General features: G+C 54.2%; 13 protein-coding genes. 8 read left to right on the top strand and 5 right to left on the bottom strand.

Translation table 11 applies throughout. The annotated features are described in order from the left end of the window. Positions 1–60: 60 nt before the first annotated feature. Positions 61–432, bottom strand: a complete 372-nt coding sequence (locus tag GN107_RS05510; protein ID WP_269057687.1) for a sortase domain-containing protein — start codon at positions 430–432, stop codon at positions 61–63. Positions 433–692: 260 nt separating this feature from the next. Here GN107_RS05510 and GN107_RS05515 point away from each other — a divergent pair, with 260 nt between their 5' ends. The 5 genes from GN107_RS05515 to GN107_RS05535 all read left to right on the top strand — a co-directional run bounded on the left by GN107_RS05515 (position 693) and on the right by GN107_RS05535 (position 3,154). Beyond that, on the top strand, positions 693–1,169 hold the full coding sequence (locus GN107_RS05515) for a DUF2975 domain-containing protein (protein ID WP_155286826.1): 477 nt from the start codon (positions 693–695) through the stop codon (positions 1,167–1,169). A 6-nt stretch (positions 1,170–1,175) separates the two neighbouring features. Continuing rightward, positions 1,176–1,391 carry a helix-turn-helix domain-containing protein gene (locus tag GN107_RS05520; protein ID WP_155286825.1) on the top strand — a complete coding sequence of 72 codons (216 nt, stop codon included), beginning with the start codon at positions 1,176–1,178 and terminating at the stop codon, positions 1,389–1,391. A 44-nt stretch (positions 1,392–1,435) separates the two neighbouring features. Beyond that, entirely contained in the window at positions 1,436–1,927 is a 492-nt protein-coding gene (locus tag GN107_RS05525; RefSeq protein WP_155286824.1) for a hypothetical protein, read from the top strand. A gap of 92 nt (positions 1,928–2,019) precedes the next feature. Next, the gene (locus GN107_RS05530) at positions 2,020–2,541 is read left to right on the top strand and encodes a GNAT family N-acetyltransferase (protein WP_155286823.1); all 522 of its coding nucleotides are present in this window, start codon (positions 2,020–2,022) and stop codon (positions 2,539–2,541) included. 394 nt (positions 2,542–2,935) lie between these two features. Beyond that, positions 2,936–3,154, top strand: coding sequence for a hypothetical protein (locus tag GN107_RS05535; RefSeq protein WP_155286822.1), 219 nt, complete (start codon positions 2,936–2,938; stop codon positions 3,152–3,154). A gap of 1,322 nt (positions 3,155–4,476) precedes the next feature. On the opposite strand, the gene metF is transcribed toward GN107_RS05535, so the two are convergent. Both metF and metE read right to left on the bottom strand, forming a co-directional pair. After that, positions 4,477–5,352 carry a methylenetetrahydrofolate reductase [NAD(P)H] gene (metF, locus tag GN107_RS05540; RefSeq protein ID WP_155286821.1) on the bottom strand — a complete coding sequence of 292 codons (876 nt, stop codon included), beginning with the start codon at positions 5,350–5,352 and terminating at the stop codon, positions 4,477–4,479. Continuing rightward, a complete protein-coding gene (metE, locus tag GN107_RS05545) occupies positions 5,339–7,621 on the bottom strand; it encodes a 5-methyltetrahydropteroyltriglutamate--homocysteine S-methyltransferase (protein WP_155286820.1) in 2,283 nt (760 codons plus the stop codon). The genes metF and metE overlap by 14 nt, the downstream gene beginning before the upstream one ends. Before the next feature lie 617 nt (positions 7,622–8,238). On the opposite strand from metE, the gene GN107_RS05550 reads away from it, so the two are divergent. From GN107_RS05550 to GN107_RS05560, 3 genes are all read left to right on the top strand, one after another. Beyond that, the gene (locus tag GN107_RS05550; RefSeq protein WP_155286819.1) at positions 8,239–10,983 is read left to right on the top strand and encodes a glycoside hydrolase family 65 protein; all 2,745 of its coding nucleotides are present in this window, start codon (positions 8,239–8,241) and stop codon (positions 10,981–10,983) included. 51 nt (positions 10,984–11,034) lie between these two features. Next, positions 11,035–11,727, top strand: coding sequence for a beta-phosphoglucomutase (pgmB, locus tag GN107_RS05555; protein ID WP_155286818.1), 693 nt, complete (start codon positions 11,035–11,037; stop codon positions 11,725–11,727). Positions 11,728–12,824: 1,097 nt separating this feature from the next. Then, positions 12,825–14,477 (top strand): peptide ABC transporter substrate-binding protein, encoded by a 1,653-nt coding sequence (locus tag GN107_RS05560; RefSeq protein WP_155288054.1) that lies wholly within the window; start codon positions 12,825–12,827, stop codon positions 14,475–14,477. 498 nt (positions 14,478–14,975) lie between these two features. On the opposite strand, the gene GN107_RS05565 is transcribed toward GN107_RS05560, so the two are convergent. Then, complete coding sequence (locus tag GN107_RS05565) at positions 14,976–15,608, bottom strand: GyrI-like domain-containing protein (protein WP_155286816.1); 633 nt, start codon at positions 15,606–15,608, stop codon at positions 14,976–14,978. Positions 15,609–16,107: 499 nt separating this feature from the next. Further along, the gene (locus GN107_RS05570; RefSeq protein ID WP_155286815.1) at positions 16,108–16,878 is read right to left on the bottom strand and encodes a Cof-type HAD-IIB family hydrolase; all 771 of its coding nucleotides are present in this window, start codon (positions 16,876–16,878) and stop codon (positions 16,108–16,110) included. Positions 16,879–17,088 lie beyond the last annotated feature (210 nt).

The raw sequence follows: 17,088 nt of genomic DNA on the forward strand, positions 1-17,088 counted from the left end.
AGCTTCTCAATCAATACGAGAAGTTGGTCGGATCATTTTTTGGCTATTTTGAAATTCAGATTACCGTGCCCATACAAGGCGGTTAACGGTTTCGCTGAGGCAGGTCTGCAGAACGATCTGTTCACCCTGGTTAGGGTTAACAATCTGCTTGTAGACGGACGTCTTGGTACCGTTGATGTAGCCCTGGTCAGTAACGTTTTTGACTTCGGTAACGTGGTAAACACGAACCCGGCCGTTAACGTCGTGGACAGTAACTTTGGAGCCCTTCTTGAGGTTGACGATCTTACCGAATGAAGTGTTGTTGTGGCCAATCATGTGTGTTGATTGGTTATCAGTCGTGAAAAGAGTGGTCTGGCCGCCCCAGGTCTGCGCAACGTTTGCGTGAGGTGCTGATTTGACAGACATGTTGCCTTTAACAACTGGAACGGTCACACCGGCGAGGGAAATCGCGCTGCGAACTACTTTTTTGGAGAAAGCGGAAACGGTCCGAGTATCAGCTGCTAAGCGGTAGCTGGAACGATGAAGAAACCAAAATCCACAACAGCGGTTGATTTAGGGGGAGAGAGCGAACACTGCGGCACATGTTATAGTAGCAAGCGATAACTGCAAGCGAATTCTTTACCAAATGTTTATCGATTATCGATAAACATCCTGCTATACTCAAAGCATCAAAACGAAACGAGGTGCGCGTAATGCGTATACGAACACTGTTCCTGCAATTATGTTTGCTTGTTGCCGTCCTGATTGACCTGGCACTGGCCATCTTTGCTTTCTGGCCCCTGACTGGCAAAATGTACACGATCTACAAGAACCTGGCAACCGCCCTCCTGACCGGGGTGGGGCTGTACATCATCGTGGTGGCCTTTGCGTTTTCCTGTTTCATCGGCTGGCAGCTGTTGCGGACGATTGGGCAGCAGTTGGCCTTTTCGGAACGCGCGGTGCAGCTGCTTCGGCGGCTGAAGTGGGGCGTGGGCGTCATTGTTGCGGCCATGCTGCTGATGCTGCCGCAGGTGTACGTCATTGCCCAGAGTGAGGATGCACCGGGGACCATCTTCTTCTTCGGTATCTTCATGATGGTGCCCGCGGTGATCACCGTCTTCTTGGCAATTTTGCAGCGGCTCTGGCAGGCGGCGCTGGATTACAAGACCGACAGCGATTTGACCGTTTAGGAGGCCGTGATGATACAGGTAAACCTTGATGCGATTCTCAAAGACCGCGGAATGACGCTGACCCAGCTGGCCGACGCGGTGGGGATGACGCTCGCCAACTTGTCCATCCTCAAAACGGGCAAGGCGCGTGCCATCCGCTTCTCAACACTGGCTGAGATCTGTCAGGTGCTGGATTGCCAGCCGGGCGATTTGCTGGTGTACAAGGCGGACGTAGCGCAGTAAAGTGAAGTTACTGTTAGTCCGTTTTGCCTAGAGGAGATTGCATAATGCAAAAGAAGCGTGGGCAGCGTATTCGCGGCCGGCTGCTACGGATGGTTCTGATCATCGCAGTAGCTGCTGCTGTTATTCTGGGTATCCACCAGTTGACCGCGCGGCCGCCAATTCCAAACGAATTATTCGAGCAATCCTACATTGACCACCGCAGTGCGACGGGTCAGGCCCACGGTACGGCAACGCGGCCGTATTTGGGCGTGCGCGTGCAGTTCGAGAAGAACTACATCACCGTGCAGCGTAACGGTATTTATGGCGCGGAACAAACCGCCGGCAAGCCCCTGGCCTTCATTGCCAAGCGGGTGGGCAAAACGAACCCGTTGGCGGCGTGCGTGGCCAAAAGTCCGCGCGTGAATGTGCACGTCCGTTCCACCCGCCGCTTGGGTAAAAACAAGTATGAAATCAAACTGATGTCTGGCGCCACGCTGCATTTTGCCGGAACCAAGCACTTCACGGTGCGCGGAGTGCAGTACGATTTACTGCCATAGATTGTGATATTAGCTCACGGGAAACGTGGGCTTTTTTTATGCAAAGCGCTACAATTAACGGCAATAACTACATCTCTGAGGGGGAATCATTCATGGCATTGATCTACATGCGCTTGGCGCAAATGGAGGACTTGGACGCAATCTGGACGATCATTCAGGAGGCAAAGCAACTATTGGCTTCGGAAAACAGTCCGCAGTGGCAGGACGGCTACCCCACCAAGGCCAAAATGGAGGCGGATATCACGGCCGGCGTGGCCCACGTCCTGATTGTGGATGGTGAAATTGCCGGGACCGCCAGCGTGATCATTGGCAACGAGCCGACCTATGACGTGATTCATGATGGTGAGTGGGCGGAACCATTCGCTGATTACGCGACCATTCACCGCATCGCCATCGCCAGTGGGCACCGCGGCCAACACCTAGCTAAGTTCTTCTTCAGCAACATCATTAGCGAGCTCTACTTGCGCGGGATTCACAACGTGCGCCTGGACACGCACCGCATCAACAAGGCCATGCAGCACCTGGCCACCGAGTTTGGCTTCACCAAGCGCGGCATCATCATGATCGACCACGGTGAAGACCGGGAGCGGTTTGCCTACGAATTAAATATGTGAAACAAAGCCGTCTGTGGATAAGCAGGCGGCTTTTTGCACCCAATCATTAGTTTGTCCACAAGCACTTGTGGACAGTGGGCATAAGTCGCCTAAATAAGTGGCAAAAGTATGTTCGCTGTGGACATATGTGGATAAGTCCCCGTGAAACAGGACAAAATCTGGCTAAATCAGCGGAATTTTGCTGCTGAAATCAAAATTTGACCTTTTAGCTGCATGGTTGCCGTAATTTTGTGATATTACATCTATATGGAAACGCTTGCAATTAGATGGGGGCCGTTACATAATTTAGGCGGACAGGGAAGCAGAGTAAGTCCGTTTTGAGCGCCACCACACCGCAGCATTAGCCAATGCCTGAACCAAAGACCGTGTGGCAACGCCCCCAGGAGGAAAGATTATGAGCTACGCAGCAATGTTTTTGGGTTTGGCTTTAGTTATCATCGCGGTGTTTGAGTTCCGCAAGGCGTACAGTTATACACACATGTTGAACACTAATGGTGGCAGCGGTATGGCGATGTCTGCCAGCATGGAGAGTGTGTGCGGGTATGCGTGCGCGGCAATCATGCTGATCGGCGGCATCGCGGTCATGTCAATCGAGTTCATGAATAACCTGTAATGCACGATGAAGATTGACTAGGCAACGAACGACATGAATATCGGGTAGGCGTCCTCAGGGGGATGCCTATTTTTCTTGGGTCACGTCTCGCTAACTGCAAAATTTTAGTGGGTGTGCTGTAAGCCCGCGGGGAGGGGCGCCGCTGCTCCGCGTCGCAAATACTTTCGCGTGGAACAGCCCGGGGCCGGCTCCCGCCAAACTCCGTGCTTTGCACTCCGTGTGGCTCCCGCCTAATTTTGGGGCCGCCCTCACTTCGTTCAGTTGCGGTCCCAAAATCACCCCCAGTTGATAAGCAGAAGTCCGCTGCTTATCAACTGTTTGGGCTTTACGCGGTATTTGCTACGCTACGCAGCGGCGCCCCTCCCGGCTACATTGGTTTCCATGAGATAGGTAGCTTACAATGGAACGAATCGCACGCGCAACTGTGATCCAGCTTAATAGCTTTCGAAACTTTCCCGGAGCAATTTGAATTCAACAACTATCGCCAGTTACAACGTGCAAATCTATAAACTGTCATAACAGGCTTAGGACATATTTTTACAAACGCGCAATATGTCGCAAAAAGTCAAGCGGGACAAGGTGTCCAGCGATTGCTAAAAATATGGCTTGCTACAATGTTCACAAGTTCACCGAAATTACCGAACTATTCAGTATTTCGACTTAAACTACGATTCATATTTTGATTGTTCCTGTAAAGCCTGTTATATCAGCGGATTGGGCCGCTTTTGCGCATATTTGTAAATATGTCCTAAGCGAGTTTTCAGCTTATTGGTGCAGCCCTGTTTTGTGTCAGACTATTGATCGGCTGTTATAGCCGATGGTAATTCTGTAAGTAAGCTGTGTCGTTGTTAGTCGCCGCAATCTCATCTGTGTTGAGTTATGTGAGTGTCAAATGAGAGCATCTCTGTAGGGCGGCGAACGCCTTTTCCGGGAGCGGAACTGGCGGTAGTGACCATGCTGAAACGATAAAGAAGAACGGTATTCTTGCGGTCTATGCAAGGGTACCGTTCTTCTTTATCGGGGATAGTGGAGAGACCGCCTAGTAAGATTAATGTAGTGCTGAGAGTTTACCGATGGTGTTGCGAAAGCACGGGCGGGCTCGGAACTAAGGCGGAAGACTTGGCGCTTTTTGCCAAGCCTGGAGCCGTGCCCCAGCATGCCTGTCTGTCACTACCGCCAGTGAAGCGGACGGAAAATGCGCTCGTCGCCCGGAAGCAAACGTCAGCAGCTGCGCCCCTCCCGGCGGCCAGAACTATCCAAACGCAAAAAGTACCCTGATTCCACATACTGGAGTCAGGGCGCTTTGCTTTAACGGTCTAGGTTTAGCTACGAATAATGTTCCGCGTTGCTTCGATGATGCGCCCAGCCACTGTCGGGTTGTCCATCGTGTACAGGTGGATGCCATCAACGCCATGCGCCATCAAGTCGACAATCTGCTCGATGGCGTACGCAATCCCTGCATCGCGCAGGGCGTCGGGTTTGTCGGCGAACTTGTCGAGGATGTTCGACAGCTTGGCCGGCAGCTCCACACCGGACATCGCGCGCATGCGCTCCGCCTGCTTGGTGGACATGATCGGCATGATGCCGGCTTCGATCGGCACGTCGATGCCGGCGAAGCGGCAGCGGTCGACGAACTTGTAGAAGGCTTCGTTGTCGAAGAACAGCTGCGAGATGAGCTCGCTGGTGCCGGCGTCGACCTTGGTCTTCAGGTGGCGGATGTCACTGAGGGCGTCCGGGGATTCTGGATGGCCTTCGGGGTAGCAGGCACCCAAAATGTTGAAGTCGCCGTGCTGCTTGATGTAGGCCACCAAGTCACTGGCGTAGTGGAAGTCGTCGCTGTAACGGCCACCTTCGGGAATATCACCGCGCAGGGCCAGAATGTTCTGGATGCCTGCGTCCTTGGCGCGGGCCAAGAAGTCGTCGACGGCGGCGCGGTCAAGGCGGGCGGCTGGCAAGTGGACAACGGATTCGGTGTGGTAGCGGTCCTTGATCATGCTGGCGATTTGGATGGTCGCCTTTGCGGGGTTACTACCACCGCCGCGGTAGGTGACGGAGACAAAATCGGGCTGAACTTCTTGAATCACGTCCATGGTCTCGCAGACGCGCTTTTCGGCACCGTCATTGTCAATGTTGCGGGGCGGGAAAACCTCAAAGGAGAAGACGGGTTTGTCCTGCCGGAAGAAATCACTTGTTTTCATTGGCGAGTTCCTCGCGGACAACCTTCGTTGCGTTGACCAGGTTGATCAGGCTGGCCTTGGCTTCGGGTTCGTCACGGGTCTTGAGGCCACAGTCAGGGTTGATCCAGACGTGGTCGGCCGGAATTTTGCTCAAAATCTTGTGGATGACGTCGATGATTTCCTGTTCGGACGGGATCCGTGGGGAGTGGATGTCGTAAACACCAGGGCCCACGTGGGTCTCGAAGTGGTTCTTCTGGAGTGCATCGAGCAGGGTGAGGTCACCACGGCTGGCTTCGAAGGAGATGACGTCGGCGTCGAGGTCGTCGATGGCCTTCACGATGTCGCCGAATTCGGAGTAGCACATGTGGGTGTGGATCTGGGTCGTAGGCTGGACCTTGCTGGCAACGAGCCGGAATGCAGGAACGGCCCAGTCAAGGTATTTGCTGTACCAGTCGGACTTGCGCAGCGGCAACTTTTCGCGGAGTGCGGCTTCGTCGATCTGGATAATCTTGATGCCGTGCTTTTCGAGGTCGAGGACTTCTTCCTGCAGGGCGAGAGCGAGCTGCTTAGTTGAAAGCTCGCGGCTGATGTCCTCACGCGGGAAGGACCAGTTGAGCATCGTAACGGGGCCGGTGAGCATCCCCTTCATGATGTGGTCCGTCTGCTTCTGGGCGAAGACGGATGTGGCAACGGTGATCGGCTCGCGACGGGAAACATCACCCCAGATGATTGGGGGCTTAACGCCACGGGTGCCGTATGACTGGACCCAAGCGTTCTCGGTGAAGATGTAACCATTCAGGTGTTCACCGAAGTATTCAACCATGTCGTTCCGCTCGAATTCACCGTGGACCAAGACATCAATCCCAATTTCTTCCTGGAACTTGATCCAGCGCTTGGTTTCCTCTTCGTTGAACTGGTCGTACTGTTCGCGGGTGATTTCACCCTTGCGCAACTTGGAGCGGTTCTGGCGGACGGCGCGGGACTGGGGGAAACTACCAATCGTGGTGGTTGGCAGTTCTGGCAGCTTGAACTCTTCCTTTTGGATCTTGAGGCGTTCAGCGCGGGCTGGGGTGCGGGTGTAATCCGCATCCGTCAGTGCGGCGATTTTGGCGTTCAGTTCCTTGTTCTCTTCGTAGCGCGGCTTGCTGAAGAGGGCCACGTTGGCGGTGTAAGCCGGGTTGTTCAGGTCGCTGGCGACGATTGCATCGATGTCGTGCAGTTCGGCGAGCTTTTCCTCGGCAAAAGCCAGGTACTTCTTCTTGCTGTCCGGCAATTTGGTTTCGTTGCGCAGGGTGTAAGGTACGTGCAGCAGGGAGCAGGAAGTGCTGATGACGACCTTGGCGTCCGTGCGCTGCTTGATGGCTTCAAGCGTGCTCAGGACCTTGGCGTAGTGGGCCTTCCAGATGTTCTTGCCGTTGATAACGCCGGCGAAGAGGATTTTGTCAGCGGGGAACTTTACGTCGTCAAGGACTTCGAGGTTCTTGCGGCCCTCAATGAAGTCGAGGCCGATGCCATCGAAGTCGAGGCTGGTAACGAGGTCCAGGGAGTCACGCAGGTCGCCGAAGTAAGTCTGGAGCAGGACCTTGACGCCACCCTTGTTTGGCAAAATGTCATCGTAGAGCTGTTTGAAGAGGTCGCGGTCGGCCGGAGTCTGGTCGTAAACCAGTGCGGGCTCGTCGATCTGGATCCACTTAGCGCCGAGGCCTTCCAGCTTTTCAATGATTTCGCTGTAGGCCTTGATCAGGTCCGCGGTGAAGTCAGCGGGCTTCTTGCCGTCAAGGAAGCGGCCGAGCCGGAGCAGGGTGTAGGGGCCGACGATGACAGGGCGGGTGAGAATGCCCTCACTTTTGGCTTCGCTGAACTCATCGAAAATTTTGCTGCCGTAGAGCTTGATCTGGGTGTCCTGGTCGAATTCTGGGGTCAGGTAGTGGTAGTTCGTGTTGAACCACTTCTTCATTGGCAGGGCCTTAACGTCACCGGCATCGCCCTGGTAACCGCGGGCGATGGCGAAGTATTCGTCCAAGCCATCGAGCCCCAGGTCCTTGTAGCGCTTAGGCACGATGTTCAATAAGAAAGCCGCGTCGAGCGTGTTGTCAAAATATGAAAAATCGTTGCTCGGAATCTGATCGATGCCGGCGTCCTTGACCACATTCCAGTGGCGCAAGCGTAATTCTTTTGCGGTTTGCTGCAGCTCAGCCGCGCTAATGCGCTTCTTAAAGAATTTCTGGGTCGCGAACTTCAACTCGCGGTGTTCACCGATGCGGGGGTAGCCGATAATAGTAGTTGTCATGAGTGGTCTCCTTATAAATTAATGTCTGTGTGTTGAACCTTGAAATAGTCTGAAATCAAAAAAGGTCGTCCTGACGCCCTGCAAATAGCAGGGGTCAAGGACGACCTTTAGTCGCGTTACCACCTTGGTTTGAAACGACCTCACAGCCGCTTCCTCACTGGGTTCAGTGCTGACGCACGAAACCACGGCGCTGTAGTGGGCGCACCCAGAACTACCTCAAGCATTCGGTAGCTCGTGTTAGCTCAACTTGGTCACCCAAGTTGAATCGATTCCGGACCATATTCGGAAGATTTCCGTTGTGAACTTGCAGCGGTGCATTCACTCTCTGGAAACGGCAATCATTCCTACTCATCCTGCCATCACACTTTAATATTGGCCTCAATATACGCCACACATTAACTGCTGTCAAGCCCGGCAGAGGTCACAATTAGTTAGATGCTACTGCACTTTTTGCATATCATTTATTTTGTAAATGATACGCATCAATACTGCAAAAGTGCCGCAAAATATAGAACTAACGGCATTTTACCTCTTAGCACTCAGCTAGCCGGTTTGCTAATCGCACTGGTTTAAGTTAACATAATCATGTAACCACACTCGCGAAAGGGGATTATCAATTGAAAACAATTTCGTTAAAAGTTAGCGATGAAGTCATCGAACTTGATTACGCCACAGGTGCTGATGCCGGCACCAAGCGCCACGTCAGCATCGCCTACATCACCGACCAGTCAGTGGGTGACAACCTCGAAAACATCAAGGTCCAGCTGGCCGGGGTCGATTTTGACACCATCATCTTGGAGAATCCCCTGAGCTACGCGTTCTCAGACACCATCGTGGGCATTAATCACCGCCGTATTGATATCGGCCTGGCGCTGACCAACATGTTCAACGTACCGGTGCTGTCCCGCAACGCCGTCAACAAGCTGGGCCTTGAAGAAGCCTATAAGCAGAAACTGGATTACGATGGCTGGCACCTTGATTACTACGGCCAGTACAGTGGCAAGCGCAACTACGGCCAGGAGGCGCTCCTCACCGTGGGCAATGGTTACCTGGGTTTACGCGGTGCGTACATAGCCAGTCAGGCCGATGCCGACAATTACCCCGGCATGTACGTGGCCGGGGTCTACAACCAGAACACCAGCAACATTAATGGCAAGGATGTCACCAATGAGGACCTCGTCAACCTGCCGAACGCTCAGTACATGAGCTTCGGAGTCGACAAGGGTGAGCCTTTTGCGGTCCACAAGCGCACGGTCGATGACGTCTACCGGAGTCTTGACCTGCACACAGGGATGCTGACGACGAGTATGATCATCACCCTGGCAACGGGGCACAAGTTGCTGCTGCAGGAACAAAAGGTGGCCGACATGCATGACTGGCACCATTTTGCCATCAAAGTCACGCTCACGCCAATCAACTGGTCCGGCTCGCTGCAGATTTACACCGGGATCGACGGCAGCGTGATAAACGCCAACGTTGACCGCTACGCCCAGTTCGACCAGCGCCACTTCGACGTGACCGGCATGAGCAGTGCCGGCACCGACGCCTTCCTCAGCGGCCGCACCAAGCACAGTAATATCGACTTCACCATTGGCACCCGCGTGACGATGGCCGACCGCGACATCGCCGGTGATATGCAGGCCACGACCGAAAACGACAAAATTGAGCAGCGCTTCAGCGTTCCGGTGCAGCAGGGTAAGAGTTACAGCTTCGAAAAGACCGTGGCCGTGTACACCAGCAATGATGTTAAAGCGGAGCAGCTGGCACCGAGCGTGGAAAAGGAATTAAATGCCGCCAGTTTTGCCAGTACATTTGCCCACACCCGTGACTACTACAGCAAGGTTTGGAATGAGTGCGACATCCGGATCACCGGGGATGTCACCAGCCAAAAGCTCAGCCGCGTCAACATCGTGCACCTCTTCACCTCCGCGGCGGCTCTGGCTTCCGGCAAAATTGATGCTTCAATCGGCGCGCGGGGCCTGCATGGCGAAGCCTACCGGGGCCACGTGTTCTGGGACGAGATGTTCGCCCTGCCGTTCTACACGCTGCATTATCCTGAACTGGCCAAGCAGATGCTGTTTTACCGCTACCGGCGCTTGCCGGCAGCGCGGGCGGCGGCCAAGGCGGTCGGCAAGCGCGGGGCCATGTTCCCGTGGCAGTCGGGCCAAAAGGGTGACGAGCAGTCCCAGTCGACCCACTACAACCCCGTCAGCAAGAAGTGGGATCCCGACAACAGCCACCTGCAGCGGCACGTTTCCCTGGCTGTTGATTACGACGTCTGGTTCTACACCCACGTCAGCGGTGACAAGGACTTCATGAACCAGTACGGCTTGGAAATTTTACTCGACACCGCCCAGTTCTGGCTGAGCATGTGCGAGTACGACGCAAAGGACGGCCGCTACCACATTCGCCGCGTCATGGGCCCCGACAAGTTCCACGAGCAGTATCCGAACGCCGCTGAGTATGGGCTCAGCGACAACGCCTACACCAACATGGCGGTCGTCTGGCTCTTCAACCTGGTTGCGGACTTGCGGACCAAGGTTTCCAAGGCCCGCTTCACGGAGCTGAGCAAGCAGCTCGGCATTAGTGCTGCCGACTACCAGGCGATGGCCAAAGTCAGCTCCAAGCTCGCCCTCGGCATCAAGGGCAACATCATCGGTCAGTTTGCCGGCTACTTCAAGCTGGCGCGGCTCGACTTCGATAAGTACCGCAAGCACTACGGTGATATTTCGCGCCTCGACCGCATTTTGAAGGCCGAGGGTAAGACGCCGGACGCATACCAAGTTGCCAAGCAGGCCGATACGCTCATGCCGCTGTACAACTGGAACCGCGATACGGTCGACGGCATTCTGAAGCAGATGGGTTACAAGCTGGATAAAGACTATCCGCGCCAGAACCTGCTGTACTACCTCGACCGCACCACCCATGGCTCCACGCTTTCCCGGATCGTTTACGCGGCGCTAGAGGAGGAAAACGGCGACAGCGACAGCGCTTGGCAGTTGTTCCGGCAGGCACTCTTCTCTGATTACTACGACATTCAGGGCGGCACCACCGCTGAGGGGATTCACCTCGGGGTCATGGGGGCAACGCTCAACGTGCTCACTCGGGTCTACGGCGGGGTGGACGTCCGCGGCGACCACGTGGTCATCACGCCGCGTCTGCCCGAATCCTGGCAGCAGTTGCATTTTGCCCAGACCATCCGCGGCACCAAGCTCACGGTCACGATTACCGCGACCACAATCACTTTGCTGGCGGACCACGACCTGGCGGTTCAGGTTGGCGACCAGCAAGTGCAGCTCAAGGCAGGTAAGCAGCAAGAGGTTCCGTATCCAGAAGTAGTGACGGAAACCGAAGCATCATAACTTAGGTAGCAAAACTATTTAGCAAGGTAAATTAACGAAAGGATTGATTAGATGACTTCATTCAGCGACATCAAGGGCTTCGTATTCGATTTAGACGGTGTGATCACCGACACGGCACGGTTCCACTCACTGGCATGGCGCAAGGTGGCCGATAAGGTCGGCGCCCACTGGACGGCGGGACTGGCAGAGCGGCTTAAGGGTATTAGCCGGATGGAGTCACTTGACATCATCCTGCAGGCGGCTGGCAAGCAGGATGCTTACACGGAAGATGAGAAGGTCGCCCTGGCCACTAGCAAAAATGCGGAGTACCTGCGCTTAGTCGACACTCTGACGCCGGACGACATTTTGCCGGGGATTGCGGACCTTGTGCAGAGTCTGGATGACGGTGGCTACAAGCTGGCGATTGCGTCCGCATCCAAGAATGCGCCACGCGTGCTGCAGAACCTTGGCATCAGTCAGTACTTCCCGAACATTGTTGACCCGAGCACGTTGAAGCACGGCAAGCCGGATCCCGAAATCTTCATCAAGGCGGCTGAGAGCATTGGCCTCAAGCCGGAGCAGTGCGTCGGTGTTGAGGACGCGGCAGCCGGGGTGCAGGGCATCAAGGCTGCGGGCGAGGTCGCGGTCGGCATCGGGGATGCGGACGTGTTGAAGCAGGCGGACATGGTGTTCCCGAGCACGGCGGAGTTGACGCTGAGCAATGTGAAGGCGCACATGGATAAGGATGTATCAGCTGTTAAATAGTGCAAAATCAGGTGCTGGGTTAGTCTGTCGGTAACTGCCAGCTGGTGGGCGCATCTTCCTCCCGTTTCGCTATTGGGGGTGACGGCAGGCATGCTGGGGTCGTTGCAGACTTGGCAAAGTGCGCCAAGTCTTCCGCTTGGCTCCGAGCCCGCCGTGTTTTCTCGGCACTGTCGGTAAACTTGCCAATTGTGGGAGTATCATTCTTGGCGGTCTCTTCGCCATCCCCGATAATTACTAGCCTAGCCAAAGACCGGCTAGACTAGTAATTATCGTTTCAGCATGGTCACCCCCAATAGCTTCACTCCCGGAAGAGGCGCCCACCAGCCTCTAAAGATGTACCATGCTTTTGTGGAATTAACGGCAACACCTGCTTGAAAGTATTTCATTTCCTAAAACGTTCACTCGTTTGTGTCTGCGGGTGAGCGGTTTTTTTGTCGCTAACTGGTTTCACCAAACTGTTTAGTCTGCATACTGTTTCTTTATCATCTTTTTATTTAGTCGCACACGAGTGATTGGCTTGCTGGAAATTCTTGCTGGACAAATGTTCGCGCTTCATGCTACTGCGTGACGTAAATAATTTGATTTGGGTTGACCGAATTTATTTAATTGTGAAGCTATTGACGGCCGGGTTCGTAATGACCATAATTACCAGCAATTAGTTCGACAACAATTGCGTTGATGAGAAGAGATCAGTGGTGGGCATAGAAAGAGACGGGTCATTTGGTGAAAGACCTGATGCACGAAGCTGTGAAAATGAGCTCGGAGCAAGACCAGTGGTGCAAGCTGCTGGTCCGGGGGCAGGCGTTACTCTGCTAGCTGTTTGGTACTATGCCTAAGCAGCGAATGAGATGGACTTTTGTGGTCCAATCAGGGTGGTAACGTGCGGCAGCGCCCCTGCGATTCAATCGGAATCGTGGGGGCGCTTTTTGTGTCTTCGGGGCATCCACAGCTGTTGCGAACAAACTAAGAACCAGTGAAAGAGGGTGATCCGGTCATGCCATTTTGCATGTGCCGAATGTGGGCTTTAGTAATTAAAACCACCGAATTGAAAAATAAGTCTGGATAAATTTTGCAAGTTGTAGAAAGAGGAGTTATTTATGACGAGTAATTTGAAGAAGACCACCATTCTGGCTGCGAGCACCGCGGCCCTAGCACTACTTCTGGCCGCTTGTGGCAGCAAAACCAGTAGTCAGCCGCAGCAGGTTTTGAATCTGCCCGCGTCTGCGCAGTTGGACACGATTGATATTTCTAAGTCCACCGGTTATGGGCAGACTGGTAACGTCTACGAAAGCTTCTACCGCTTGGGTAAGGGCGGCAAGCCGATTGCTGGCCTCGCATCATCCGGGAAGAAGAGTGCGGACGGCAAAACGTGGACCTTTACGCTGCGCAAGGATGCCAAGTGGAGCAACGGTAAGCCCATCACCGCGGCGGATTTTGTCTACTCCTGGCGCCGCAGCGTCACGCCGAAGACGGCCTCACCGTACGCGTACCTGTTCACGGGCGTCAAGAACGCGGAGGCAATCAGCACTGGTAAGGGTGATCCCGACACGCTGGGCATCAAAGCTCTCGACAAGCGTACGGTCCAGATCAAACTCGACCAGCCGATTGGTTACTTCAAAGTTTTGATGGCTTACCCGCTGTTTGGCCCGCAAAGTCAGCAGGTCGCGGACAAGTACGGCAAGAAGTACGGCACGAACGCCAAGTACTCCGTCTACTCCGGTCCGTTCAAGATCAGCAAGTGGAACGGTACGGGTAACAGCTGGACCTTCACCAAGAACCCGTACTACTGGGACAAGAGTAAGGTCAAGCTGGACAAAATCAATTACCAAGTTGTGAATAGCGCCGCAACGAGCCTGGACCTCTACCAGACTGGCAAAATCGACATGAGTCAGCTCGACCCAACGCAGGTTGCGAACTACGCCAAAGACAAGGATTACCGCACCTATGCGTACTCCTACGTCAGCTACTTGGCCTACAACCGCAAGGACAAGAACCCGCAGCTACGGAAGCTATTTAACAACCAGAACTTCCGGCAGGCCATTTCCGCAACTTTGGATCGCAAGTTGCTGGCCAAGAAGGTCGTCGGCGTTAACACGATCATCCCGACCGGCTTCGTGGCTTCCAAACTGGCAACTGACCCGAGAAACGGCAAGGATTTCTCCGCAGACCAAAAGGTGGCGGGTGCTAACACCTACGACAAGAGTCTAGCCACCCGCAAGTGGGAACAGGCGAAGAAGGAAACCGGTGTCACGAGTGCCAAAATTGAGCTGCTCGCTGCGTCCGATAATGCTAGTGACCCAACGACTAAGGATGTTGTGCAGTACGTTAAGGCGCAAGTGAAGAAGCTTCTCCCCGGCGTCACCATCACCATCAAAATCGTTCCGAGCCAGGCCGCAAATGACCTGCGCAACGACGGTGATTTTGACATCACACTGGGCGGCTGGGGCGCTGACTTCAACGACCCGATGTCCTTCCTGCAAATTCTGACCACGAACTCCTCGTACAACTACGGTAAGTTCGAAAGCAGCAAGTACAACTCCCTGGTCACCAAGGCCAGCACCACGGACGCCAACAACCAGACGGCACGGTGGGCGGACATGACGCAGGCCACCCAGCTCGTCAGCAAGGAGCAGGCTGTAACGCCGCTGTACCAGAGTGTGTACTCCTGGAAGCAGAAGTCTAAGGTCCGCGGGCTGGTGCACAACACGGCTGGTACGCAGTGGAGCTACAAGACGGCTTACATCAAGTAGGCTACTTGCTATCAGTGCAAAATCAGTCTGGCGGGAACTGCCGGCTGGTGGGCGCATCTTCCGTCCGTTCCGCTGGCGGTAGTGACAGACAGGCATGCTGGGGTCGTTGCAGACTTGGCAAAAAGCGCCAAGTCTTCCACTTGGCTCCGAGCCCGCCGTGTTGTCGGGTACAGCCACGGTAAGCTTGCAGTAGTGCTTTTATTTCACTAGCGGTCTCTCTGCCATTCCCGATAATTACTAGCCTAGCCAAAACCCGGCTAGACTAGTAATTATCGTTTCAGCATGGTCACTACCCCCAGCTTCACTCCCGGAAGAGGCGCCCACCAGCCTACGGTAGCTGTATTACGTTAACGTGGATGTATTGGTTATTGGTGTCATTAGCTAAGCATGCGGTTATCCAAATATCTAAACGCTAGAAAGCCATATGTGAACAGGCTCGTTCACCCCGTAGTTTCCGGGTGAGCGAGCCTGTTCTGGTTTCTCGTAATAATGTACTGCTTACTTTGTTTCTGTGACCTTGAACCGTAGCAGTGTCTTTAGCTTTTCCGCTGCCGTTTTGCGGAAATCGGAGATGTAGACTTCGCGATGCTGGAAGTCGTCAACCATGGGGATGCGAGTCAGATGATGTTCCTCAGCGAAAGATTCCATTGCTGCAAAAGTTGCGCCTTCAGTATCAAAAGAGCCAACATGCATGGCCTGAACGACCTTCTCGGCGGGGAAGTTTGCAAATTGCACTTGCTGAATTAGCGGATTTTGCTTCTTGGCAAAGGCGGCGTCACGAGCTGCAGTGAATAATTCTGAGGTGACCCGGTCGGGCTGCTTGATCATTATGCGGTAAACCAGTGCATCCTTGTTCAAGGCAGCACCGCGCGAACCATCACTGGTGGTCCAGATGCCTTCGAGCGGGTAAACGGTGTACTCAAAGGGCTCGCCCAGCTCGCCACGCTTCAGAGCCATACGAATTCCGTACGCAACGGGGTAAAGCGCAGAGATATGCTCTGAAAAGTCAGAATCATTCGGATTGCCCACGCCGTCAATTGTGATGTATTTCTGGGCGGGCAGGTCGCAAACTTCTGGCTGCTTGGGGAAGTACAACGACTTCTCTTTTTTACGCCACTCGTATTTGCTCATCAGAACCACTCCTCTGGAATTGTTACCGCCATTCTACTCTAAATGTACGCGGTTATGTACTTTCCCCATATGGACATCAGTCGTTGTACTTTATGATGTCTGAATTGTTAACGATAAGTGTAGGGCGGTGGGTGAATCTACGGGAGCGGTAGCCACGGGGGTGGTCCATGCCATCGCAATCCTGAGCAGCGAGACACGCGGTTTGTGCGTGGCTTGCCGCTCAGAATTGGGGGAACCGTAGGGACAACAATGTGAGCCGGGGCTCTTAGGACTTTAGTCCTTAGAGCCCCCGGACATCGAAGCGCAGCGGAGTGCCGGAGGCGAGCGTTGGCCCGGAGGTTAGCGGCAAGACTTGCCGGTTTTGCAAGGCTTGAACGCGACCCTGTGCATGGACCACCCCCGTGACGGAGCGGGAGTAGATTTACCCGCCGCCCGGGAGCTAAAAGCACACTAAAAGGACCGTTACGCCAATAGTAACGGTCCCAGAAACACGCAGTTTTTAGTCAATCAATCCGTAATGCCGCAGCCCGTGCGTGATTCCGCCGGCCATGTTGCTAGTCGTGACGTATTCCGCCGCTGCTTTTGCCTTGGGGTGCCCGTTGCCCATCGCAACTGCGTGGTCGACGAGCCCGAACATTTCGAGGTCGTTCAGCTGGTCACCGAAGCCGTAAGTCGGCACCTTAGTCAGTCCGGCAGCTTCAAGCAGATGCTTGATGCCGGAACTTTTGCTGACGCCGGCCAGCATTGTGTCCAGCCCGCGTGGATTGTTGCGCACGAAGGACAGCTCACCTGCGAACTGTTTCTGGTAAATTTCTTCCCGGTCCGTGTTAAAGACGAAGAGGAAGTTGACGGGATTGCTTTCGTACCAGCTCGGGTCCAGTTTGGGTGTGAAGCCGAGCAGCTTGAAGTTCTCCCGCGTCATATCGTTGTTTTTGTTAATGGCACAAGTTTTGTTGTTGAAGCAGGTCACGGGGTCGTCGTACTTGGCGGCAAAATCGCGGACGCGCTTGATGAGGGGCACGGGGATGAATTCTGCGTGCACCCGCTTGCCTTCATATTCCTCGTAACTACCGTTGGCGCTCACAATGGAGTCGATGCCGCACTGATCGAGCACGTACTGGACTTCAAATAAGTTGCGGCCAGTGGCAATTACGGGTAAGATATTATTCTGTTTGAGTTTGCGAACGGCCGTGATGGTGTCCGTGCTGAGGGACTTGTCGTCTAACAGTAAGGTGCCATCGAGGTCAAAAAACACAACTGCTTTATACAAATAGTCAGCTCCAATCTCTAATGAACGTTACCTATTATATTGTAACGCGTTGGCTGCCGCTTGCGTGCGATACATTAGAAGGAGCGTTGCGTGGAGCTGACATAGGAATGCAACCGGGGCAAAAGCAACCCGGTTGGTTCCGCTCTGTGCATAGTCGAGCTACACCAACCTGCTCCTACTCCGTTGTCCATTCCACTAAGGGCAGCAAGC

It is taken from the genome of Lacticaseibacillus zhaodongensis, assembly GCF_009687905.1.
GTDB classification, from domain to species: domain Bacteria; phylum Bacillota; class Bacilli; order Lactobacillales; family Lactobacillaceae; genus Lacticaseibacillus; species Lacticaseibacillus zhaodongensis.

Coding starts and splice junctions, on each gene's coding strand:
- GN107_RS05515 (WP_155286826.1), top strand. CDS start 693: ATGCGTATACGAACACTGTTCCTGCAATTATGTTTGCTTGTTGCCGTC.
- GN107_RS05525 (WP_155286824.1), top strand. CDS start 1,436: ATGCAAAAGAAGCGTGGGCAGCGTATTCGCGGCCGGCTGCTACGGATG.
- GN107_RS05530 (WP_155286823.1), top strand. CDS start 2,020: ATGGCATTGATCTACATGCGCTTGGCGCAAATGGAGGACTTGGACGCA.
- GN107_RS05535 (WP_155286822.1), top strand. CDS start 2,936: ATGAGCTACGCAGCAATGTTTTTGGGTTTGGCTTTAGTTATCATCGCG.
- metF (WP_155286821.1), bottom strand. CDS start 5,352: ATGAAAACAAGTGATTTCTTCCGGCAGGACAAACCCGTCTTCTCCTTT.
- metE (WP_155286820.1), bottom strand. CDS start 7,621: ATGACAACTACTATTATCGGCTACCCCCGCATCGGTGAACACCGCGAG.
- pgmB (WP_155286818.1), top strand. CDS start 11,035: ATGACTTCATTCAGCGACATCAAGGGCTTCGTATTCGATTTAGACGGT.
- GN107_RS05560 (WP_155288054.1), top strand. CDS start 12,825: ATGACGAGTAATTTGAAGAAGACCACCATTCTGGCTGCGAGCACCGCG.
- GN107_RS05565 (WP_155286816.1), bottom strand. CDS start 15,608: ATGAGCAAATACGAGTGGCGTAAAAAAGAGAAGTCGTTGTACTTCCCC.